Origin of the sequence: Vibrio sinaloensis (assembly GCF_000808535.1) — a bacterium.
Classification (GTDB): domain Bacteria; phylum Pseudomonadota; class Gammaproteobacteria; order Enterobacterales; family Vibrionaceae; genus Vibrio; species Vibrio sinaloensis_D.
The window spans coordinates 1-22,066 of sequence record NZ_JWLV01000025.1 but is presented as its reverse complement, the minus strand read 5'-3'; the positions used below and the strand labels follow the sequence as shown (position 1 = coordinate 22,066).

The 22,066-nt window shown below is 45.9% G+C and carries 23 protein-coding genes and 4 tRNA genes; 17 read left to right on the top strand and 10 right to left on the bottom strand.

Features of this window, described 5'->3' with window-relative positions:
• Nucleotides 1–68 precede the first annotated feature (68 nt).
• The 4 genes from RJ47_RS14365 to RJ47_RS14350 all read left to right on the top strand — a co-directional run bounded on the left by RJ47_RS14365 (nucleotide 69) and on the right by RJ47_RS14350 (nucleotide 438).
• Nucleotides 69–144 (top strand) — tRNA-Thr (locus tag RJ47_RS14365).
• A gap of 21 nt (nucleotides 145–165) precedes the next feature.
• Nucleotides 166–241 (top strand) — tRNA-Asn (locus tag RJ47_RS14360).
• Between the two features lie 10 nt (nucleotides 242–251).
• A tRNA-Thr gene (locus tag RJ47_RS14355) sits at nucleotides 252–327 on the top strand.
• Between the two features lie 35 nt (nucleotides 328–362).
• Nucleotides 363–438: transfer RNA gene (locus RJ47_RS14350), tRNA-Asn, on the top strand.
• A gap of 304 nt (nucleotides 439–742) precedes the next feature.
• On the opposite strand, the gene RJ47_RS14345 is transcribed toward RJ47_RS14350, so the two are convergent.
• From RJ47_RS14345 to mlaF, 8 genes are all read right to left on the bottom strand, one after another.
• A complete protein-coding gene (locus tag RJ47_RS14345; RefSeq protein ID WP_038137868.1) occupies nucleotides 743–1,483 on the bottom strand; it encodes a 1-acylglycerol-3-phosphate O-acyltransferase in 741 nt (246 codons plus the stop codon).
• A gap of 117 nt (nucleotides 1,484–1,600) precedes the next feature.
• Complete coding sequence (gene murA / locus RJ47_RS14340) at nucleotides 1,601–2,860, bottom strand: UDP-N-acetylglucosamine 1-carboxyvinyltransferase (RefSeq protein WP_039478145.1); 1,260 nt, start codon at nucleotides 2,858–2,860, stop codon at nucleotides 1,601–1,603.
• Between the two features lie 9 nt (nucleotides 2,861–2,869).
• Nucleotides 2,870–3,124 (bottom strand): BolA family iron metabolism protein IbaG, encoded by a 255-nt coding sequence (gene ibaG, locus RJ47_RS14335; RefSeq protein WP_005476231.1) that lies wholly within the window; start codon nucleotides 3,122–3,124, stop codon nucleotides 2,870–2,872.
• Nucleotides 3,125–3,137: 13 nt separating this feature from the next.
• Nucleotides 3,138–3,446, bottom strand: coding sequence for an STAS domain-containing protein (locus RJ47_RS14330; protein WP_005476257.1), 309 nt, complete (start codon nucleotides 3,444–3,446; stop codon nucleotides 3,138–3,140).
• On the bottom strand, nucleotides 3,443–4,084 hold the full coding sequence (mlaC, locus tag RJ47_RS14325; RefSeq protein WP_005476235.1) for a phospholipid-binding protein MlaC: 642 nt from the start codon (nucleotides 4,082–4,084) through the stop codon (nucleotides 3,443–3,445). Before mlaC ends, RJ47_RS14330 begins: the two co-directional genes overlap by 4 nt.
• Before the next feature lie 10 nt (nucleotides 4,085–4,094).
• Entirely contained in the window at nucleotides 4,095–4,577 is a 483-nt protein-coding gene (gene mlaD / locus RJ47_RS14320; protein WP_038137876.1) for an outer membrane lipid asymmetry maintenance protein MlaD, read from the bottom strand.
• A 2-nt stretch (nucleotides 4,578–4,579) separates the two neighbouring features.
• On the bottom strand, nucleotides 4,580–5,371 hold the full coding sequence (gene mlaE / locus RJ47_RS14315) for a lipid asymmetry maintenance ABC transporter permease subunit MlaE (protein WP_039484580.1): 792 nt from the start codon (nucleotides 5,369–5,371) through the stop codon (nucleotides 4,580–4,582).
• The gene (gene mlaF, locus RJ47_RS14310; RefSeq protein ID WP_005476244.1) at nucleotides 5,368–6,165 is read right to left on the bottom strand and encodes a phospholipid ABC transporter ATP-binding protein MlaF; all 798 of its coding nucleotides are present in this window, start codon (nucleotides 6,163–6,165) and stop codon (nucleotides 5,368–5,370) included. The genes mlaE and mlaF overlap by 4 nt, the downstream gene beginning before the upstream one ends.
• A 243-nt stretch (nucleotides 6,166–6,408) precedes the next feature.
• Between mlaF and RJ47_RS14305 the strand changes: the two genes are divergently transcribed.
• The 12 genes from RJ47_RS14305 to mgtE all read left to right on the top strand — a co-directional run bounded on the left by RJ47_RS14305 (nucleotide 6,409) and on the right by mgtE (nucleotide 15,579).
• Nucleotides 6,409–7,380 (top strand): calcium/sodium antiporter, encoded by a 972-nt coding sequence (locus RJ47_RS14305; RefSeq protein ID WP_038191439.1) that lies wholly within the window; start codon nucleotides 6,409–6,411, stop codon nucleotides 7,378–7,380.
• 23 nt (nucleotides 7,381–7,403) lie between these two features.
• Nucleotides 7,404–8,369 (top strand): KpsF/GutQ family sugar-phosphate isomerase, encoded by a 966-nt coding sequence (locus RJ47_RS14300; protein ID WP_039478150.1) that lies wholly within the window; start codon nucleotides 7,404–7,406, stop codon nucleotides 8,367–8,369.
• The gene (kdsC, locus tag RJ47_RS14295; RefSeq protein WP_038137882.1) at nucleotides 8,369–8,926 is read left to right on the top strand and encodes a 3-deoxy-manno-octulosonate-8-phosphatase KdsC; all 558 of its coding nucleotides are present in this window, start codon (nucleotides 8,369–8,371) and stop codon (nucleotides 8,924–8,926) included. The genes RJ47_RS14300 and kdsC overlap by 1 nt, the downstream gene beginning before the upstream one ends.
• Nucleotides 8,923–9,486 carry an LPS export ABC transporter periplasmic protein LptC gene (gene lptC / locus RJ47_RS14290; protein ID WP_038137885.1) on the top strand — a complete coding sequence of 188 codons (564 nt, stop codon included), beginning with the start codon at nucleotides 8,923–8,925 and terminating at the stop codon, nucleotides 9,484–9,486. The genes kdsC and lptC overlap by 4 nt, the downstream gene beginning before the upstream one ends.
• Nucleotides 9,467–9,964 (top strand): lipopolysaccharide transport periplasmic protein LptA, encoded by a 498-nt coding sequence (lptA, locus tag RJ47_RS14285; RefSeq protein ID WP_039484578.1) that lies wholly within the window; start codon nucleotides 9,467–9,469, stop codon nucleotides 9,962–9,964. Before lptC ends, lptA begins: the two co-directional genes overlap by 20 nt.
• A gap of 2 nt (nucleotides 9,965–9,966) precedes the next feature.
• Nucleotides 9,967–10,692 (top strand): LPS export ABC transporter ATP-binding protein, encoded by a 726-nt coding sequence (gene lptB, locus RJ47_RS14280; protein WP_005476256.1) that lies wholly within the window; start codon nucleotides 9,967–9,969, stop codon nucleotides 10,690–10,692.
• A 51-nt stretch (nucleotides 10,693–10,743) separates the two neighbouring features.
• Nucleotides 10,744–12,204, top strand: coding sequence for an RNA polymerase factor sigma-54 (locus RJ47_RS14275; RefSeq protein ID WP_038214370.1), 1,461 nt, complete (start codon nucleotides 10,744–10,746; stop codon nucleotides 12,202–12,204).
• Nucleotides 12,205–12,229: 25 nt separating this feature from the next.
• Nucleotides 12,230–12,517 (top strand): ribosome hibernation promoting factor, encoded by a 288-nt coding sequence (hpf, locus tag RJ47_RS14270; protein WP_005476246.1) that lies wholly within the window; start codon nucleotides 12,230–12,232, stop codon nucleotides 12,515–12,517.
• A gap of 5 nt (nucleotides 12,518–12,522) precedes the next feature.
• On the top strand, nucleotides 12,523–12,969 hold the full coding sequence (ptsN, locus tag RJ47_RS14265) for a PTS IIA-like nitrogen regulatory protein PtsN (RefSeq protein ID WP_038137895.1): 447 nt from the start codon (nucleotides 12,523–12,525) through the stop codon (nucleotides 12,967–12,969).
• On the top strand, nucleotides 12,969–13,832 hold the full coding sequence (gene rapZ / locus RJ47_RS14260) for an RNase adapter RapZ (RefSeq protein WP_005476229.1): 864 nt from the start codon (nucleotides 12,969–12,971) through the stop codon (nucleotides 13,830–13,832). The genes ptsN and rapZ overlap by 1 nt, the downstream gene beginning before the upstream one ends.
• Before the next feature lie 4 nt (nucleotides 13,833–13,836).
• Nucleotides 13,837–14,115 carry an HPr family phosphocarrier protein gene (locus RJ47_RS14255; RefSeq protein ID WP_005476226.1) on the top strand — a complete coding sequence of 93 codons (279 nt, stop codon included), beginning with the start codon at nucleotides 13,837–13,839 and terminating at the stop codon, nucleotides 14,113–14,115.
• Between the two features lie 108 nt (nucleotides 14,116–14,223).
• Entirely contained in the window at nucleotides 14,224–15,579 is a 1,356-nt protein-coding gene (mgtE, locus tag RJ47_RS14250; protein ID WP_005476239.1) for a magnesium transporter, read from the top strand.
• An 80-nt stretch (nucleotides 15,580–15,659) separates the two neighbouring features.
• Here the strand turns inward: mgtE and metH are convergent, their stop codons facing one another.
• Nucleotides 15,660–19,340 (bottom strand): methionine synthase, encoded by a 3,681-nt coding sequence (gene metH, locus RJ47_RS14245; protein ID WP_039484575.1) that lies wholly within the window; start codon nucleotides 19,338–19,340, stop codon nucleotides 15,660–15,662.
• A gap of 92 nt (nucleotides 19,341–19,432) precedes the next feature.
• Here metH and RJ47_RS14240 point away from each other — a divergent pair, with 92 nt between their 5' ends.
• Nucleotides 19,433–20,818, top strand: coding sequence for a cation:proton antiporter (locus RJ47_RS14240; RefSeq protein ID WP_197058141.1), 1,386 nt, complete (start codon nucleotides 19,433–19,435; stop codon nucleotides 20,816–20,818).
• Between the two features lie 177 nt (nucleotides 20,819–20,995).
• On the opposite strand, the gene RJ47_RS14235 is transcribed toward RJ47_RS14240, so the two are convergent.
• On the bottom strand, nucleotides 20,996–21,754 hold the full coding sequence (locus tag RJ47_RS14235; protein ID WP_052237959.1) for an FIST signal transduction protein: 759 nt from the start codon (nucleotides 21,752–21,754) through the stop codon (nucleotides 20,996–20,998).
• Between the last annotated feature and the right edge of the window lie 312 nt (nucleotides 21,755–22,066).

The window sequence follows — 22,066 nt, the reverse complement described above, 5'->3', positions numbered from 1 at the left end:
GCCTCCGGGCACCACAATTTATTTGTTGGTGTCTTAGCTAGACAACAACAATGAAAAGAAATAAATGCGCCGACTTAGCTCAGTAGGTAGAGCAACTGACTTGTAATCAGTAGGTCACCAGTTCGATTCCGGTAGTCGGCACCATTTCTTTTCACAATGAATAATTCCTCCTTAGCTCAGTTGGTAGAGCGACGGACTGTTAATCCGCAGGTCGCTGGTTCGAGCCCAGCAGGAGGAGCCACATTTAGTGTGCCGACTTAGCTCAGTAGGTAGAGCAACTGACTTGTAATCAGTAGGTCACCAGTTCGATTCCGGTAGTCGGCACCATTCTTTCTCTTTAGAAAGATTATAAAAAGAATAATTCCTCCTTAGCTCAGTTGGTAGAGCGACGGACTGTTAATCCGCAGGTCGCTGGTTCGAGCCCAGCAGGAGGAGCCACTTTTTAAAGCCAAGTCGAAAGACTTGGCTTTTTTATTGCCACAATCTCACCTCCTTTTGCCTAAGATCGCCATCCACTACCCTATCTCCAATTTATCAATTCGAGTATCAACAAGTTGAGATGCCACACAAATACCATTGTGGTTGCAAATTCCATCGTCTCTGCGCCATCAAACCTTCCCGCTAGTATGACGCTAAGTAATAAGCCTTGTCATACGCGCTCAAGAAGCCTTTATGCACAGATACAAAAAAGCCAGCTGTGTTACCACAACTGGCTCAATTCTACCGCTCTGAGTGCCCTCTATTAAGCTTTTACACCTTCTTGCTGATTAAGCATCGCCACTTCATTGTCGAGCTCTTCTAGCTTGGCCTTCATCTGTTCACGGCATGTATTGGCGAGGTCACGAACACTCTCCTTACCATGCGATTCAACCGAAACCGGTGGAAGCATTTCTACAATCACGTGGCCATTGTTCCAACGGTTTAACTTAATGCCACCCGTTGAACTACATACAATAGGAATAATTGGCAATTGAGCACCGATGGCTGCGTGGAAAGCGCCTGTTTTGAACGGCAGTAACCCACGACCGCGTGAACGAGTGCCTTCAGGGAACATCCACACTGACACGTCACTTTGTTTCATTTGGTCAACGACTTGATCAATCGTCCCTTTTGCCTTCGAACGATTAGCACGGTCAATCAGAATATTCCCCGTCAACCAGTAAAGCTGACCAAACAAAGGCATCCAAGCTAGACTCTTTTTACCAACGGTGACCACTTTAGGAGTAACCGCTGAGGAGACCGTAAATAGGTCCCAGTTGTTTTGGTGGTTGGCAATGTAAATATGCTGACCACGCTGATAAGCGTCTTCTGGCAATCGAAGTTCCAACTTGATACCAAAGATACGAGACATCTTGCCGAAAAGGCGACCAAAAGTGAAAACATGCTTAGGATTGCGAGGGCTAAGTAAGCAGTAGCCGCAACCAAACACAAACATTACGACTGCAAAAATCGCAACAGCTAATACACGTAGTAGTGCAATCATTGTGGTTCTCCAAGAACACAGTGAATCAAAATAATTTGAACAGACTCTAACTGATCTATGGCTCATAAAAAAGCCGAAACTGACGTTTCGGCTTACAAATGTTAGCTGAAGAGAGGATTAGTCACGAAATCTCTCAATCTTCGCTCCCAACGCAGACAACTTATCTTCAATTTTGTCGTAGCCACGATCAATGTGGTAAATACGATCAACAATGGTTTCCCCGCTTGCGATACAACCTGCAATCACTAAGCTTGCAGATGCACGTAGGTCTGTCGCCATCACTTGTGCTCCGCTCAGCTCTTCAACATCGCCACAAATCACGGTGTTGCCTTCAATTTCAGCTTTCGCGCCCATACGCATCAGCTCTGGGACATGCATAAAGCGGTTCTCGAAGATAGTCTCGGTAATGACACCACCACCTTTAGCCATCATGTTCAATAGCGTAAATTGCGCCTGCATGTCCGTTGGGAAACCTGGGTGTGGCGCCGTACGAATCGTCACGGCTTTGAGTTCTCGACCTGTCATGTCGACAGAGATCCAGTCTTCACCTGTTTCGACAAGAGCTCCAGCCTCTTCTAGCTTAGCAAGAGCCGCTTCTAGAAGGTGCGCACTGGTGTTGCGGCATACCACTTTACCGCCAGATACAGCGGCAGCAACTAGGAACGTACCCGTTTCGATACGGTCAGCAACCACAGCATGCTTGCCGCCACCAAGTTTCTCAACGCCTTCAATCGTAATCGTATCAGTGCCAGCACCAGAGATTTTTGCCCCTAGTTTATTCAAGAAATCAGCGGTATCGACGATTTCAGGCTCGCGAGCGGCGTTGTCCAGCGTTGTCTTGCCCTCAGCAAGCGTTGCCGCACACATAATGGTAATCGTCGCACCCACGCTGACTTTGTCCATCACGATGTGAGCGCCTTTTAAGCGACCATCAACATTCGCCTTCACATAGCCATCTTCAAGTGTAATGGTGGCACCGAGCTGCTCTAGCCCATGGATATGAAGATCAACCGGACGTGCCCCAATCGCACAGCCACCAGGTAGAGAAACCTGACCTTGGCCAAAACGAGCGACTAGAGGTCCAAGCGCCCAAATGGATGCACGCATGGTTTTTACTAGGTCGTAAGGCGCGCAGTACTCATTGATGCTGCCCGCATCGACATGCACAGAGCCGTTACGCTCAACTTTGGCACCTAAACGCTTAAGCAGTTCCATCGTGGTATCAATATCACGAAGATGAGGGACGTTTGCCACTTCAACTGGCTCTTCCGCCAAAATCGAAGCAAATAAAATCGGCAGTGCTGCGTTTTTTGCACCTGAGATGGTGACTTCACCGACGAGAGGCTGTTTAGACCCCGTTACACGAAACTTTTCCATTACTAAACCTTACAGTGACATCAACTTCTTATCACGAGCCCACTCATCAGGAGTGAAAGCTTTAATAGAGACTGCGTGAATGTCATTTCTTTGGATATATTCCATCAGCGGTGCATAAATGAGTTGTTGTTTCTTAACGCGGCTCATTCCATCGAAACTAGCATCAACAGCAATCACTTCGTAATGGCTTCCTTCACCTTTAACCATGATCTCTTCTAGGTTTAGAGCTTGTTCTAAAATCTGTTGTACTTTTGCGCTATCCACAATTCACCCCTGTTTAATTCTTTAAATGCCCGTCGAGATGTTGTTCGACATTACTTAACTGAAATAAGGTTTTCAGTTGTTTTGGCACGAAGCTGAGCATTATATGACAGTTTTGTTTTTTTGCATGCTCTAATAGGTGAATTAACATCACCATTCCAGCAGAATCGACACGTTTTACTTGCTCCAATGAGAGCTCAATTTCATTTGCCGTGACATCCCACTGTTTCAACTGTTCCCAGAGCAGCGGCACAGACTCTCTATCAAGTGCGCCTGATAGCACATACCTGTCTTCCGCGACACATCGCCATTGCTGCTGGCTCATTGCTGCTGGCTCTCAAAACGAATAGGTTGCTTCGCCAATTGCTCGAGTTCTTCAGCCACAACTAGAATGCCATCTTGACGCAACTTGCTGCTCCACTCAGACTGCTTACTTGAGAGCAAGCTAATGCCCTCAGCAATCATATCGAAGGCTTTCCACTCACCGGTTTTCTTGTCCTTTCGAAGTTTGAACTCCAGTTTGATGTTCGGGCGAGGCGAGTCAATGATCTCTACTTTAATACCAGTAATACTTTTACTTGCATCAAGCTTAGGCTCTGGTTCAAAGGCAACCTCTTGATCGGTATATTGCGTCAAGACTTGCGCGTAAGACGTCACCAGATAAGCGCGGAAAGAGTGGATAAATGTCGCAACATCCTCTCGCTTCGCCCCTTTCAAGTTGGGACCTAGCAACTTCAATGCAGCGTATTGCTCATTGACGTAAGGCATCATCTCTTCTTCAACGATCACCTTTAGATAGTCTGGGTCTTGCTGAACTTTCGGCTGCTCTGCTTTCAAGCGCGCGAATGCTACTTCAGCCACTTGCTTCATCATTTGGTATGGCTGCGTTTTATCGATTTCAGCTGCCATGACATTGGACGCGAAAACAATACCAATAAAAGTGAGTACTAACTTTTTCAACATAACTGGTTCCCTATTCGCTTGCTGAGTCACCGCCAACGCTATACAGCACTTGGCCAATCAAATCTTCGAGTACAATCGCGGACTTGGTGTCCTCGATGAAATCGCCATCCACCAGCATCTGTTCATCTTCAAAGACAAAACCCGGAGTCAATCCAATGTACTGCTCACCAATCAGACCTGAGGTCAAAATCTTTACGCTGGACGTTTCTGAAAACTGATCGTATTTCGCGTTAATCGCCATGCTTACCACAGGGAGCAATGAATCCGTGTTCAAGCCAATGTCCGTTACTCGCCCAACAACAACCCCGCCGACTTTAACTGGTGAGCGAACTTTTAAGCTGCCAATGTTGTCAAACTCAGCTTTGAGCGTGTAAGTATCGTTGGAGCCAAATCCCTTAACGTCAGCGACTTGAAAAATCATTACCAGAATTGCGCAAATTCCGGCAAGGACAAAACTACCAACCCATAATTCAGTTTTTCGTGTTTGCTGCATGTTTAGTTCCCAAACATCAATGCTGTCAGTACAAAGTCTAATCCCAGTACTGCAAGTGAAGAGTGTACCACTGTGCGAGTTGTCGCTCGGCTTATACCTTCCGAGGTCGGAATCGCATCGTATCCGTTAAATAGAGCAATCCAAGTCACCGTAATCGCAAATGCTAGGCTCTTGATCATGCTGTTGCCAATGTCTTTTCCAAGTTCAACCGATGATTGCATCGCAGCCCAGAAGCTGCCGTGATCGATCCCTTTCCAGTCAACCCCAACCAGCTGTCCACCCCAGATCCCAACCGCCATAAAGATCATCGCAAGCAAAGGCATCGAAATGACACCCGCCCAAAAGCGTGGCGCAATCACCCGTTTCAGTGGGTCAACCGCCATCATTTCCATACTCGAAAGTTGCTCTGTGGCTTTCATAAGACCAATTTCAGCGGTCAAAGCAGAACCTGCACGTCCAGCAAACAACAGTGCTGTCACAACCGGTCCTAGCTCTCGCAGTAATGAGAGCGCGACCATTTGCCCTAATGCCCCTTCAGCGCCGAAATCAATCAAAATAACGTAGCCCTGAAGGCTCAAGACCATACCGATAAACAAACCAGAGAGGACAATAATCAGCAGCGATTGTACGCCAACGCTGTAAAGCTGCTTAATCAATAAAGGGAGGTTTGCTATCGGTTGGGGACGGGACGCCAAGGCACCAAATAGCATTAAACTGGCTCGGCCAAACGAAGCAATGACAGAGAGCGCTCTGCGGCCAGTGGAAGCAACAAAATCAGTAAGATGTGCCATCATTGAAATAGCTCCTGCATGATTGGCTCTGCGGGATAACGAAATGGAACAGGTCCATCAGCGTCGCCTTGCAAGAACTGTTGCACTTGAGGATCAGGGTTGTCACGCAACTCCTGTGGCGTCCCCTTGGCAATCACTTTACCGTTAGCAAGAATGTAGACCCAATCAGCGATACTCATGACTTCTGGAACATCGTGAGATACAACAATGGATGTGACTCCTAGTGCTTGGTTTAGATTACGAATAAGCTCAACTAAGACGCCCATGGTAATCGGGTCTTGGCCAACAAATGGCTCATCAAACATGATTAAATCGGGGTCAAGGGCAATAGCTCTGGCTAACGCCGCTCTTCGAGCCATCCCTCCTGAAAGCTCGCTAGGCATTAGCTGAGCAGCACCTCGCAACCCCACTGCTTCTAGCTTTAAAAGCACTAATGTTCGAATCAGTTCTTCAGAAAGTTGCGTGTGTTCGCGCAGTGGAAAAGCGACATTGTCAAAGACCGTCAGATCGGTGAACAAAGCACCTGATTGAAATAGCATGCTCATTTTTTTTCGAGCGGAGTAAAGCTGCTTACGACTTAATGATGGAATGTTATCGCCATCAAACCAAATCTCGCCACTTTCAGGGGATATTTGGCCGCCAATCAGACGCAACAAGGTAGTCTTACCGATACCGGAAGGCCCCATAATCGCTGTCACTTTTCCCTTTGGTACTCGAAGGCTAACGTCATCAAATATCTTACGATTCCCTCGGGTAAACGTAATTTTATTGACCGTTACCAAGTCTTCTGATGTCATCACACACTCGTATTAAGTCGCTAGAATGGGCAATCATAAGCACATTCAAATTGAATTAAAAGCACTGTTCAATTAAAAGTCGTTGATTCAAACCGAGGCATCGGTTTAGACGTCAATCTAACTTAAGCACGAAATGTGAATCATTGCTTAACAATTAATTGAATGAACTGCTTCCCTTTTATAAACCAAACCGTCAAAATTAACGGTTAAATTCTCTCGTTTGTATATTAATTAGGAAGCATCATGTTTGAAGCGGTCGCGTTTCTCATCATAGGATTAGTGTTTTTAGTCTGGAGTGCAGACAAACTGGTATTTGGCGCCGCAGCACTAGCGCGTAACGTCGGAATTTCACCTTTGGTGATTGGTATGACAATCCTTGCGATGGGATCATCTGCTCCTGAAATGATGGTTTCTGCTACCGCCGCACTCGATGGCAAAACAGATACGGCGGTTGGGAATGTACTGGGTTCAAACATCGCGAACATCGCGTTGATTTTGGGCATTACTGCGCTCATCAAACCTCTTTCGATCAGCTCTGCCGTGCTGCGCCGAGAGCTTCCTTTAATGATCGGAGTGACCATTCTTTCCGGTATTTTACTTTGGGATAGCCACCTAGGTTTTTACGAAGGCATTCTGTTATTTGTTCTATTTGCCGCTTTTATTATTACAATGCTTCGCATCAGCCAAAAAGAAAAAGCCGCTGGCACGTCGGACGCGCTACTCGAAGAACAAGAGTCAGAGGTGCCTGATGGTGTCAGTAACGCGAAAGCGGCCATGTGGGTAGTCATCGGTCTAATTATTCTTCCTCTAGCGGCAGACGTACTAGTCGACAACGCCGTTATCATTGCTCAGTACTTTGGCATGAGCGATCTGGTGATTGGCTTAACCATTATCGCCGTCGGCACAAGCCTGCCAGAGCTTGCAGCTTCTCTTGCTGGAGTGATGAAAGGGGAAGACGATATGGCGGTTGGTAACATCATTGGCTCCAACGTGTTTAATATTCTCGCCGTAATGGGCATCCCTGGTATTTTAAACCCATCCATCTTAAGTGAGTACGCGATGGGACGCGATTTCTGGGTTATGCTCGGCGTTTCTCTATTACTCGTTGTCATGGCGCTGGGCAAATCGCGAAGCATTAATCGCATTGAAGGTGGCGTATTGTTCTGTGCCTTTATCGCCTACCAAGCTTATTTAATTCTTAATATGACCGCTTAATGACCGTTTCCTTGGAGTTTGCGATGTTTGATTACCGTTCTGCTGCTTTAGATGTATTAAAAACTGAGATAGAGGCTTTAGAGCAACTTGACCAATATTTCAACGATGAGTTTATCCAAGCGTGTGAACTGATTTTGTCCAACAAAGAGGGCAAAGTGGTCGTCATGGGGATGGGGAAATCTGGCCACGTTGGCAATAAGATCGCCGCTACCCTAGCAAGTACAGGGACGCCCTCTTTCTTTGTTCATCCTGGCGAAGCAGCCCATGGCGACCTAGGTATGATTAAGCCGGGTGACATCGTGTTGGCAATCTCAAACTCGGGGGAATCATCGGAAATCTTGGGGTTATTCCCAGTCTTAAAAAGATTGAACATCAAAATCATCAGTATGACTGGCAAGCCACAATCAAATATGGCAAAGCTTTCGGATCTCCATCTTCAGATTACCGTTCCGAAAGAAGCCTGCCCAATTCAGCTCGCACCAACGTCAAGCACAACTGCGACTATAGTGATGGGCGATGCACTTGCGATGGCACTGATGCAAGCGCGTGGTTTTACCGCAGAAGATTTTGCACTCTCCCACCCTGGTGGCGCGTTAGGTCGCAAGCTATTGTTGAAGCTCGCTGATATCATGCACTCAGGTGAGAACCTACCTCTAGTCAAGCCAACAACCCTTATTCGGGAAGCGCTGCTTGAGATCAGCCAAAAAGGCTTGGGCATGACTGCGGTCGTCGATGACCACCAGCAATTGTTAGGTATCTTTACCGATGGCGACTTGCGCCGAATCTTAGACAAACGCGTTGACATTCATACTGCTTCGATTGGTGATGTTATGACAGCAAATCCAACTGTCGCTTCTCCTAATATGTTGGCAGCAGAAGGGTTAAACTTAATGCAAGCAAAAAGCATCAATGGCCTGATTCTCTGCGATCAGGGCAAAGTCGTCGGCGCACTGAATATGCACGACATGTTAAAAGCAGGAGTGATGTAATGGCACAATGGGTAGAAACTCTGTATCAACCTGTGGAACAAAACATTCTAACGATTGCCAAACAGATCAAACTGCTGATTTGTGACGTTGACGGTGTTTTCTCTGATGGTCTCATCTACATGGGCAACGATGGAGAAGAACTCAAAACCTTCCATACCCGCGATGGCTATGGGGTAAAATCGCTAATGAATGCAGGTATTGAGATTGCTATCATCACAGGGCGTCAGTCGCAAATTGTCGAGAACCGCATGAAAGCCCTTGGCGTTTCCCTGATCTATCAAGGTCAAGACGATAAAGTGCAAGCGTATCAAGATATTTGTGACAAGCTGAATATTTCTCCGGACCAAACCGGTTATATCGGCGATGATCTTATTGATTGGCCAGTAATGGAAAAGGTGGCGTTAAAAGTCTGCGTCGCAGATGGTCACCCATTACTTAGAAAACGAGCCAATTACGTCACGGCGATCAAAGGTGGGCACGGCGCCGTGCGCGAAGTGTGTGACCTGATTTTACAAGCGCGTGACGAGTTGGACGTGCACAAAGGTTTAAGTATATGAGTCTATCTCGTATCAGCTACCTGATTCTTGGTTTTGCTCTCTGTTGGTCGGCCTATTACTATTTTGACCGACAAAGCCAACAAGCACCTCAAGTCAGTCCTGATTTAGAACAGCCGATGTTCAGTGGTCAGTCGTTAACCAATACGTCTTATACTGAAAGCGGCGTACGAAGCTACGTGATCACCTCACAAAGCTTGGATCATTACGCCAAAAGTGGCGATACCGTTTTTGAGAAGCCCGTACTCAAGGTGTATAAAGAAGGTTTACTTCAAGAGTGGGAAATCACCGCTCAGACAGGCGTTTTGAATAAAAAACATATTCTGACACTTTCGACCGATGTCGTTGTAAAAAACCTACTTCCTGAATCGGGATTCGATACACTGTCTACCAACAGTATGAACATCCAACTCGACAACAGAGATTTTTGGGCAGATGATCAAGTCATCATCAATGGCCCTCAGTTTGAAACCGTAGGGCAAGCAATGAAAGGCAATTTTGCCGATCATGATGCAACCCTTTATAAGAGCGTACAAGGTAGATATGAAACTCTCACACCTTAGTCTTATTTCTTGCTTAGTCTTATCAGGCCCAGCAATGGCGCTGTCGACTGACCAACAGCAGCCGGTTTATATTGACTCAGACAGCCAGCAGCTAGACATGCAGAGCAACAAAGTCACCTTTCTCGGTGACGTAAAGCTCAAGCAAGGTAGCATTAACATCAACGCTGACAAGATCGTTGTTACCCGTAACCCAAACGATGGGTCGATTGAAAGCATTGATGGTTTTGGCAAACTCGCGACATTTTCGCAGCTCACTGACGACGGAAAAACCCTGTATGGCGAAGCCGAAGAGCTAGAGTACAGCTTAGCCAAAGATCAGTTAACCATGCGTAAAAAAGCCATGCTGTCTCAAGATGACAGTACCATTCGCGGCAATCAGATTCGCTACCATATTTCTTCACAGAAACTCACTGCGGATGGCCAGTCAAAAGGCGATCGCGTCTCCACTGTCCTACAACCTCAAGCAGTACAAGAATAGTTATGGCGTTACTCAAAGCAGAGCACTTAGCGAAAAGCTACAAAAACAGAAAAGTCGTCTCAGACGTCAGCTTGCAGGTCAAATCCGGGCAGATTGTCGGTTTACTTGGCCCAAATGGCGCGGGAAAAACCACTTCGTTTTACATGATTGTCGGCTTAGTTGCGCGTGATGAAGGTGCCATTTACATCGATGATCAAGATATCAGCGTTTTACCTATGCATAGTCGTTCCCGAATGGGGATTGGCTACCTTCCGCAAGAAGCCTCTATATTCCGTAAACTCTCTGTACAAGACAACATCATGGCTGTTCTAGAGACGCGCAAAGAGCTGACCCGAGAAGAGCGCCAAGACAAATTGGAAGACCTGCTAGAAGAATTCCACATCCAGCACATTCGTCAAAGTGCAGGTATGGCATTATCAGGGGGGGAACGTCGCCGAGTTGAAATTGCTCGAGCACTGGCCGCAAACCCAAAATTTATATTGCTTGATGAACCCTTTGCAGGCGTCGACCCGATTTCGGTTATCGATATCAAGAAGATTATTGAACATCTTCGCGATCGCGGACTCGGAGTATTAATCACTGACCATAACGTTCGCGAGACGCTAGATGTCTGTGAAAAAGCTTACATCGTTAGCCAAGGACACTTAATTGCCGAAGGGTCACCGGATGAAGTTCTCAATAATGAACAAGTAAAACAAGTTTATCTCGGCGAACAATTCCGTCTATGATTAAAGTGAAGAACGGCAAGATTCTATAGCATTTAAGGCAAATAATACTGAATGAAACCCTCATTACAACTCAAGCTAGGACAGCAGTTAGCGATGACACCTCAGCTACAGCAAGCGATTCGTTTGTTGCAGTTGTCAACGCTAGACCTTCAACAAGAGATTCAAGAAGCGCTCGATTCCAATCCTCTTCTCGAAGTCGAGGAGTCAGGAGATGACGCTCCAATTGCCGAAGATAAAGGCAGTAATGAGGACAAAGAACCTACCGTTGATGTCGCAGAACCAGACGTAAAAGACAGTTCAGAGCTCATCGAAAAATCAGAAATCAGCTCTGAGCTTGAAATCGACACAACATGGGAAGATGTCTACAGCGCCAACACCGGAAGCACTGGCATCGCCTTAGATGATGACGCTCCCGTTTATCAAGGAGAGACAACAGAGTCGCTGCATGATTACTTAACTTGGCAGCTTGACCTAACTCCATTCAGTGATACGGACCGTACCATTGCCATGGCCATTATCGATGCTGTAGATGATTACGGTTATCTAACAGTCTCTAGCCAAGATATTCTAGAAAGCTTTGATAACGAAGAAATTGAAATTGAAGAAATCGAAGCCGTTCGCAAGCGCATTCAGCAGTTTGACCCATTAGGTGTCGCTTCACTAAACCTACAAGATTGCCTGCTACTTCAACTTGCCACTTTCCCAGAAGATACACCTTGGTTATCAGAAGCAAAATTAGTCCTGACTAACCATATAGATCAACTTGGCAATCGTGACTACAAACTGATCATTAAAGAAACTAAGCTTAAAGAAGCAGAGCTCAGAGAAACCCTTAAGCTAATCCAACAATTGGACCCGAGACCAGGAAGTCGCATCACCACCGAACATGCAGAGTATGTTATTCCCGATGTCTCAGTCTTTAAAGATCACGGTAAATGGGTAGTCACAATTAATCCAGATTCGGTACCAAAACTGAAGGTAAATCAGCAATATGCCGCGCTAGGCAAGGGCAACAGTGCCGATAGCCAGTACATCCGCAGCAATTTGCAAGAGGCGAAATGGCTAATTAAGAGCCTAGAAAGCAGAAACGAGACGTTGCTCAAAGTTGCTAAGTGTATTGTTGAACATCAACGGGATTTCTTCGAGTATGGAGAAGAAGCCATGAAGCCAATGGTGCTCAATGATGTTGCACTTGATGTCGACATGCACGAGTCAACCATTTCACGGGTAACAACGCAGAAGTTCATGCACACCCCTCGTGGTATTTTTGAATTGAAGTACTTTTTCTCCAGTCATGTTAGTACTGACAACGGCGGAGAATGTTCATCCACTGCAATTCGCGCTTTGATTAAAAAGCTGGTTGCTGCCGAAAACAGTGCCAAGCCACTGAGTGACAGCAAGATTGCAGCTCTACTCGCTGACCAAGGGATTCAGGTCGCTAGACGAACAATAGCGAAATATCGTGAATCACTCGGCATTGCCCCTTCAAGTCAGCGCAAACGCCTGCTTTAAGGCATTTAACCGAGAAGGAAAGTCTATGCAAATCAATATTAATGGCCACCACGTTGATCTAACAGATTCAATGCAAGACTATGTTAATGAAAAGTTTCAAAAGCTGGAGCGCTTTTTTGACCATATCAACAGTGTTCATGTTGTTTTAAAAGTTGAAAAAGTCCGTCAAATCGCAGAAGCTACCCTTCACGTAAATCAAGGTGAAATTCATGCCTCTTCAGATGATGAAAACATGTATGCCGCTATTGATTCCCTAGTCGACAAACTTGTACGACAGCTAAACAAGCACAAAGAGAAGCTAAACGCTCACTAACCACCATGCAATTAAGCGAAATCCTTACACTGGACTGCACGAAAAGTGCAGTTCAGTGCACCAGTAAAAAACGAGCCTTAGAAATGATCAGCGAACTTGTCGCTGAAAAAACAGGCCAAAACTCCACCGAACTATTTGAATGCATGCTCAGTCGAGAGAAAATGGGCAGTACTGGCATTGGAAATGGAATAGCCATTCCCCATGCTCGTATGCAGTCGAGTGACAAAGCCGTGGCGGTATTAATTCAATGCGAATCTCCTGTTGAGTTCGACTCTATCGACAATCGACCTGTTGACCTACTTTTTGCTCTCCTCGTCCCTGACGCCCAATGTAAAGAGCATTTAAAAACCCTTTCCAGCATGGCCGAACGATTAAACGACAAACAGGTCCTCAAACAACTTCGCAAGGCTCAATCAGATCAAGAGCTTTACGACATCATGGTTAGCCAATAATGCGTCTGATTGTAGTAAGTGGTTACTCCGGTGCAGGCAAAAGTGTCGCGCTTCGTGTTCTAGAAGATCTTGGCTACTACTGTGTCGACAACTTACCCGTCGATATGTTGGATGCGTTTGTTCAATCGGTTCAATCAAGCAAACAAAATGTCGCGGTAAGCATCGATATCCGCAACCTACCTGCCGAACCTAATTTAGTTGAGGATGTTTTAACTCAGCTAAAACAGAGCTCAGATGTCAGTGTGTTATTCCTAGATGCGAACAAAGAAACCTTGCTGAAACGCTACAGCGAAACACGTCGCATCCACCCTTTGACACTCAGCCTAGAAAACACATCACTCGAACAAGCGATTGAGAAAGAGCGTGCGATCCTCTCTCCGTTAAAAGAGCATGCTGATCTAGTGATCAACAGCAGTAATCAATCTCTGCATGAACTGAGTGAAACCGTTCGTATGCGTGTAGAGGGGCGAGAGCGTAAAGACCTCGTTATGGTCTTTCAATCATTCGGCTTCAAATACGGGCTACCCAATGATGCAGACTATGTGTTTGACGTTCGATTCTTGCCAAACCCACATTGGGAGCCAGACCTAAGACCATTGACGGGCTTAGACGCGCCAATCAAGTCATTTTTGGAAAGTCACTCTGATGTGATGGAGCTAAAACAACAGATTCAAAAGTTCATTGAACACTGGCTACCACTCCTCGAGAAAAATAACCGCAGCTACCTAACCGTAGCGATTGGCTGCACTGGCGGAAAACACCGCTCTGTATATTTAACCCAACAAATTGGCGAATACTTTGCTGAGATGGGCCACCAAGTGCAGATCCGTCATGCGTCGTTAGAGCAAAATCACAAGGAATAATATCATGCAGCAACAGAGTCGAACCGTTCTAATCCAAAACCGTTTAGGCCTTCACGCTCGTGCTGCTGTAAAGCTTGTTGAATTGGCTCAATCTTTTGACTCTGTGCTAACCATTCAAAACCATGAAGGGAAAGAAGCCACTGCAGATAGCGTGATGGGATTGCTACTACTTGAATCAGCTCAAGGCGAACATGTCACCATTAGCGCTGAAGGTGCAGACGCCCACCCAGCTCTTGAAGCCGTTTGCCAACTTATCGAAGCAAAGTTCGAAGAAGACGATTAATACCTCTTCATTGACAAATTTCCTCTCCTTCACATTAACTTATTAAATAGATTGTAAAATTAAGTTACTATTCACCGCATTGTAGATAAATAGAGTCAGGGGGAATCAATGGCAGAGCAAATTGAATTTGACCAAGCTCACCAAGCCCTCCAAGAAGTTACAGAAGCTCTAGAAAATGGCCGCTTTGTTCATGTTCGCCGTCAATTACAGGACATGGAACCTGAAGACATTGCCCATCTATTAGAGGCCTCTCCGCGTAAAAGCCGTGAAGTTCTTTGGCAACTTACCGATCCAGAAGATTATGGTGAAATCCTCGACGAGCTCAACGAGGATGTCAAAGATGACTTGGTGTCTAAGATGGCGCCAGAAATGCTCGCGGAAGCAACGGAAGGGATGGAAACAGATGACGTGGCTTACGTACTGCGTAGCTTACCTGACGACGTTTCCAGAGAAGTCTTATCGCAAATGGATGCGGCAGAGCGTCTATTGGTCGAAACCGCCCTCTCCTATCCTGAAGATACCGCTGGTAGCTTGATGAATACCGACGTCATCACCATTCGTGGTGATGTCGATGTCGATGTTGTCCTGCGTTACCTGCGTATGAAAGGCGAACTACCAGAAGCAACGGATGCTTTGTATGTCATTGATGAAGAGAGCCGACTGATTGGTGAGCTGCCGATTACCACGCTCATCACAACCCAACCCGATGTAAAAATCAGTGATGTGATGGAAGATGCTGACGAAGCGATTGACGTCACCATGAGTGATTCTGATATCGCAAGTCTATTCGAGCGCCGTAACTGGGTTTCAGCACCTGTCATAGATGAAAACCAGCATCTAGTCGGTCGTATTACCATCGATGACGTAGTCGATGTCATTCGTGAAGATGCGGAACACTCAATGATGAGTATGGCGGGTATGGATGATGACGAAGATACTTTCGCACCAGTCGTAAAATCAGCACGGAAGCGAAGTATTTGGCTGGGCGCCAACGTACTCGCGGCCCTCGCTGCGGCGTCGGTCTCCAATATGTTTGAGGCCACCTTAGATCAAATGGCAGCCATCGCCGTTCTGATGACTATCGTTCCATCAATGGGAGGCGTTGCAGGAAACCAGACTGTCGCACTGGTTATCCGTGGTCTTGCTCTTGGGCATATCGGTGACTCAAACAAACGAGAACTGCTTATTAAAGAAGCTGCGATCGGCCTCCTTAACGGCATTATGTGGGCGCTGATTATTGGTGGTATCGTCGTTGCTTGGAAAGGTAACTGGATGTTGGGAGGTATTATCTCAGCCGCGATGTTAACCAATCTACTGGTCGCGGGCATTGCTGGGGTAACTATTCCGATTCTGTTGAAGAAGATGAATATCGACCCTGCCCTAGCAGGCGGTATGGCACTAACCACCGTCACCGATGTGATTGGTCTATCGGTTTTCTTAGGCCTCGCAACGATCCTAATTTAAGGGCGAAATAGCAGAAACGAAAAAGCGCAGTATCAATGATACTGCGCTTTTGTTTTTATCGACATCTAGCCAATAGATAGTTAGCTGTTAATGTTGGGACCTAACCACTTCTCAGCTTCTAACATATCCCAACCTTTACGAGCTGCGTAACTTTCCACTTGATCTTGTTGGATCTGCGCGATCGCAAAGTAACGAGAATCTGGATGCGAGAAGTACCAACCCGAAACGGATGCACCTGGGTACATCGCATAGCTCGATGTCAGTGACATACCAATGTTTTCTTCAACACTCATCAGCTCCCAAAGCGGTCCTTTCTCACTATGCTCTGGACAGGCTGGATAGCCCGGAGCAGGACGAATACCTTGGTATTTCTCACGGATCAGTTCTTCATTCGATAGATCTTCATCTGCAGCGTAACCCCAAATCTCTTTACGCACACGCTCATGTAGATACTCAGCAAATGCTTCCGCCAAACGGTCCGCTACCGCTTGAATCATAATGGCATTATAATCATCACCTTGCGCTTTGTATTCGTCAGCAAGTTTGCGTTCACCGATACCGCCGGTGACAGCAAAAGCACCGATCCAATCGTGTTTACCAGACTCTTTCGGTGCAACATAATCCGACAGGCAGTAGTTGAAGCCTTTTGGTTTCTCTGTTTGCTGGCGCAAGTTATGCAGCACTTTCGCCACTTCTGTACGCGATTCGTCGGTGTAGACTTCGATATCATCACCCACGCTTGCTGCAGGGAACAGACCACACATGCCACGCGCTTTGAGTAACCCTTCACGCTCAACACGATCTAGTAGTTCGTTAGCATCTTTGTACAGACGTTGAGCCTCTTCACCCACTTCTTCATGGTCAAAGATTGTTGGATACTTGCCGACTAGTGACCAAGTCATAAAGAAAGGCGTCCAGTCGATGTACTTACGCAAAGTAGACACTTCAAAGTCATCAAAGATATGGATGCCCGGCTTTACAGGAGCAGGAGGTGTGTACTTATCCCAATCAATCGCGACTTTGTTCGCTCGTGCTTCTTCTAAAGTAACAGGCTTAGTGCGCGGCTTCTTACGGTTATGCTGATCACGCACGCGTTCATAATCCACGTCAAGTTTCTCAACAAAGCCAGGACGAAGTTCGTCTGAAAGTAATGATGTACATACACCAACCGCACGAGAAGCGTTATTGACGTAAACCACTGGATGTTTGTAGTTCTGCTCAATCTTAACCGCCGTATGTGCTTTCGATGTTGTTGCACCACCAATCAGAAGTGGAAGATCGAAATCGAGACGCTCCATTTCTTTCGCTACATGAACCATTTCATCGAGAGACGGAGTGATCAAACCAGAAAGACCAATGATGTCGACGTTTTCTTCTTTGGCTACCTTGAGGATCTTCTCACATGGCACCATTACGCCAAGATCGATGATCTCGTAGTTATTACATTGCAGAACCACGCCAACAATGTTCTTACCGATATCGTGAACGTCACCTTTTACCGTAGCCAACAAAATCTTACCGTTGGAAGAGCCCGCTTGCTTCTCTTTATTAATGAAAGGCTCTAAGTGCGCAACTGCTTGCTTCATAACGCGCGCAGATTTCACTACCTGAGGAAGGAACATCTTACCTTCACCAAATAAGTCACCCACCACGTTCATGCCGTCCATCAATGGACCTTCGATTACTTCCAGTGGCTTAGAGGCATTAAGGCGAGCTTCTTCGGTATCTTCGACAATGAACTCAGTAATGCCTTTAACCAACGCATGCTCTAGACGTTTTTCTACCGCCCAAGTACGCCACTCTAATGCAGAAGCATCTTCTTCTTTGCCGACACCCTTTCCGGCGTATTCTGCCGCGATATCAAGTAGCCTCTCGGTCGAATCATGACGACGGTTAAGAACCACGTCTTCTACCGCCTCACGCAGCTTATCAGGAACGTTATCGTAAATTTCTAACTGACCCGCGTTCACGATACCCATGTCCATACCATTTTTAAAACAGTGGTATAGGAATACCGCGTGAATCGCTTCACGGACGTAGTTATTACCGCGGAATGAGAAGGAAACGTTAGACACACCACCAGAGATCATCGCGTGAGGCAAGTCGCGCTTAATGTCGGCAACCGCTTCGATGAAATCCACGGCGTAGTTATTGTGCTCTTCGATACCCGTCGCAACCGCAAAAATGTTCGGGTCAAAAATGATATCTTCTGGTGGGAAGCCGACTTCATCAACCAAGATACGATAAGCGTTAGTACATATTTCTAACTTACGCTCACGTGTTTCTGCCTGACCAACTTCGTCAAACGCCATGACGATAACTGCAGCACCATAGCGACGAATCAGTTTTGCTTGCTCAACAAACTTCTCTTTACCTTCTTTCAAAGAGATGGAGTTCACGATGCCCTTGCCCTGAATACACTTCAGGCCCGCCTCGATAACCTCCCATTTAGAAGAGTCGACCATGATAGGCACTTTAGAGATCTCAGGCTCAGAGGCACATAGGTTTAGGAAACGAACCATACAGGCTTCTGCATCCAACATGCCTTCATCCATGTTGATGTCGATGATCTGAGCGCCGTTCTCAACTTGTTGTCGGGCGACCTCTAGTGCTTCATCGTAAAGCTCTTCTTTGATCAGGCGCTTAAATCGAGCAGAACCGGTAACGTTAGTACGCTCACCCACGTTGATAAACAACGTCTCTTTTTCAATCGTAAGAGGCTCGAGACCGGATAAACGACACGCAACCGTAAGCTCAGGCAACTCACGAGGTTTTACACCTTCAACGGCCATTGCCATATGGCGAATATGCTCTGGCGTGGTACCACAACAACCACCAATTAGGTTGAGGAAACCGCTCTCCGCCCACTCTTTAACGTGTTCCGCCATATCTTCTGGCGAAAGGTCATACTCACCAAAAGCATTCGGTAGACCCGCATTTGGGTGAGTAGAGACAAAAGATTCCGAAATACGAGAAAGTTCTTCTACGTACGGGCGCAGTTCGTCAGGACCAAGCGCACAGTTCAAACCAAATGAAATCGGGTTAACGTGACGAAGAGAGTTATAGAAGGCTTCCGTAGTTTGACCTGAGAGGGTACGTCCGGAAGCATCGGTAATGGTCCCGGAGATCATCACTGGTAACTCGATACCTAGTTCTTCGAAGACGCTATCAACCGCGAAGGCACAAGCTTTCGCGTTAAGCGTATCAAAGATGGTCTCGATCAGAATAAGATCAGAGCCACCTTTGATCAGCGCTCGAGTGGATTCTGAATAAGCCTCAACAAGCTCATCGAAGCTGACGTTACGATAGCCCGGATCGTTTACATCAGGGGAGATAGAACAAGTACGGTTTGTAGGACCAAGCACACCCGCAACATAACGTGGGCGCTCTGGCGTTTTTGCCGTCCATTCATCAGCGGCTTCACGGGCAAGCTTTGCTGCGGCAAAGTTGATTTCCTCACTCAGGCTTTCCATCTCATAGTCAGCCATCGCAATCGTCGTCGCGTTAAAGGTGTTGGTTTCAAGAATATCAGCGCCTGCTTCTAAGTAAGCGCTGTGAATTTCCTTAATCAATTGAGGCTGAGTGAGCACCAACAAATCGTTGTTGCCTTTTAGATCACAATGCCAATCCGCAAAGCGCTCTCCTCGATAGTCTTGCTCTTCAAGTTTATATCCCTGAATCATGGTGCCCATACCACCATCGATCAGCAAGATACGTTGCTTTAATTGAGCTTCAATCTGTTGTCTTACATTACTTCCCACAGTACAGCCTCATTCCTTTAGTTATCTCTCCATCCTATCACACAAATTAAAGGAGTCTAGACGTCTAAAACAACTAAATTTATCACTCTTCCATGACAAAAAAGTGTTTGCTATTTAAGCATGCTAGGAACAAAATTCTTATTCACATTTTGTTACATGTAGAGAGTTTTATGTCGGTCTACTACACCCTATGTTTTCTATCCGCTGCTGCGATGATGATTGCTTTCATAAACAGCAAGATAGGAAAAATGCAAACGACAATCGCCATCACTGCTGGCTCAATGATCTTATCGTTACTCATCTTGGTCGCAGGTCAAAATGATTGGTTCCACTTAACAGAAATTGCTTCGAAGACAATGTCGAGCATTAACTTCGAAGATTTTTTGCTCAAAGGGATCTTAGGTTTCCTGCTGTTTGCTGGCGGACTGGGCATCAAACTGCCGAACTTGAAAGATCAAAAGTGGGAAATCACCGTACTTGCTTTAGGGGCAACCTTGTTCTCTACCTTCTTTATTGGTTTTGCGTTATATGGCTTCTGCCAAATCATCGGGATCCAATTTAATTTGGTCTACTGCTTATTGTTCGGTGCATTGATTTCTCCAACAGACCCGATTGCAGTACTGGCCATTGTTAAAAAGCTCGATGCACCAAAACGAATTTCTACCCAAATCGAAGGAGAGTCGCTGTTTAATGATGGCTTTGGGTTAGTGATTTTTGTCACTCTATATACCATCGCTTTTGGCAGCGAAGCACCGACCGTTGGCAGTGTCAGCATGCTGTTTGTTCAAGAAGCCATTGGCGGCATCGCTTATGGCTTCGCCCTAGGTTTACTGTTTCACTACTTGATTAGCGCAACTGATGATCACTCAATGGAGCTCTTATTGACGATTGGTATTCCAACCGCTGGATACGCATTTGCTGAAGTGCTGCACGTCTCTGGTCCTTTAGCCATGGTCGTCTCGGGTATTATGATTGGAAACTGGACACGCTTTATTGGCTTTTCCAAAGAGAGTGAAGATCACCTCGATCATTTTTGGGAGCTAGTTGATGAATTCCTCAACGGTGTACTTTTCCTACTGATAGGCATGTCGATGCTGCTGTTTGAGTTCCACAAAGAAGACTGGATTTTGATGGCTTTCTCTGTGCCGCTCGTTCTCTCGGCGCGTTACATAAGCGTATTCCTATCTTACATTGTCTTTAAGCGCTACCGTCAATACAACCCGTATTCTATAAACATCTTAACTTGGGGCGGCCTCAGAGGAGGTCTTGCACTCGCAATGGCACTATCGATTCCTTCTGGCATTTGGGTGATTCAAGATAAGCTTATTGATGTAAAAGAAATCATCTTGGTAATGACATATTCGGTCGTCGTATTCTCTATATTGATTCAAGGTTCAACCATTACTCCTATGATTGAAAAAGCGAAGCTCGCTCAGAAAGAGATAGACAAAGATTCTATTGAAGAGACACAAAAGTAGAGCACCGCGCAAGTTTGAATGACCAGAAGGCAGCCTATTAGCGCTGCCTTTTGTTTCAATTTGATCAATAAACACGTTGCACACACCCATCTAAAGCGCGACCTCCCCATGTCCGAGGTGACAGAAGATGTGGGGTATGACGGGCGGAGGCGATTGAGCCATGACTGTCATCCGTGGCTAATAAGGTACTAACAAGTTTTGTGTCTTTCTCTGTTCTAATGGAAACCTTAATCCACTGGATGAGAGCTCCTTAGTTAAGTCACCCAAATAGCTGTGATAAACCTCAAGTACATTTTGATTATCCAGTTCAAAAAGAACATTCCCCTCCGAACAAGTAACCTTACGTTCCATCCCAAACGAGCACCACCCACCACGTGAACCATAGCTAATTTCTAGGTCATTCCCATATAAACCAATCGCAGCAACTAGCCCTGAGCCTCTGGTATTTTCTGTATAAACTTGAGTTTCTGCAAAATTTACACAATCTCCGGCTAAACCTCCGGTCACTTTTATATGGTCGGGTAATACACTTTTAAATCCATCTACAAGATATGTTCCATCGACCTGAAGGCCATCACTCAGAACAAATATGTGTCGTAAATCTTCAGACAACAAATCGCTAGCTAATGAACTTCCAAGTGCTTTACACGAACCCTGAAAATCAATTAAGTATCGAGCCGATTTCCTAATCGAGGTTTTCTCAAACTGAACAAAGGTAATGATTAGAGAATTATCCATCACGCCATCGTTGCTTATCTCTCCAGACGTGGAGCAACCTATCATGTGTGATTGAGGAAAATGTTGTTTTAACAGTGTCGATATATGTTCATTAAGTAAGCCATAGATCATTAATAACGTATTGGGAGTATCGATGATCGAAACTGACGAGAGATCCAATGATTCTTGACCATTCCATACTAGTTGCTCTGTCTTCATACTGACCTCCAGTCTATAAACTAAAGTTAGCTCTTTTTACCTATCTTTCCACATAGAATTGTTGATAAGAGTGGGTCATTTAGAGCGCAAAAATGAAGCAGAGTAAAAACAACAAGCAAGATAAGTACAAAGGTCTTATTTGTGTCCAAAAACGACGAAAGCCCTGCTATTTCTAGCAGGGCTTCTGAAAGTGGCGAAGGTTAAAAAATTCCGCCCCCCTTGCGGTATTTGATTCCCCGCAAAAGGATATTTCTTACAGGCATTAAAAAACCCGACACTTTCGCATCGGGTTAAATAAGTGGCGGAGTGGAC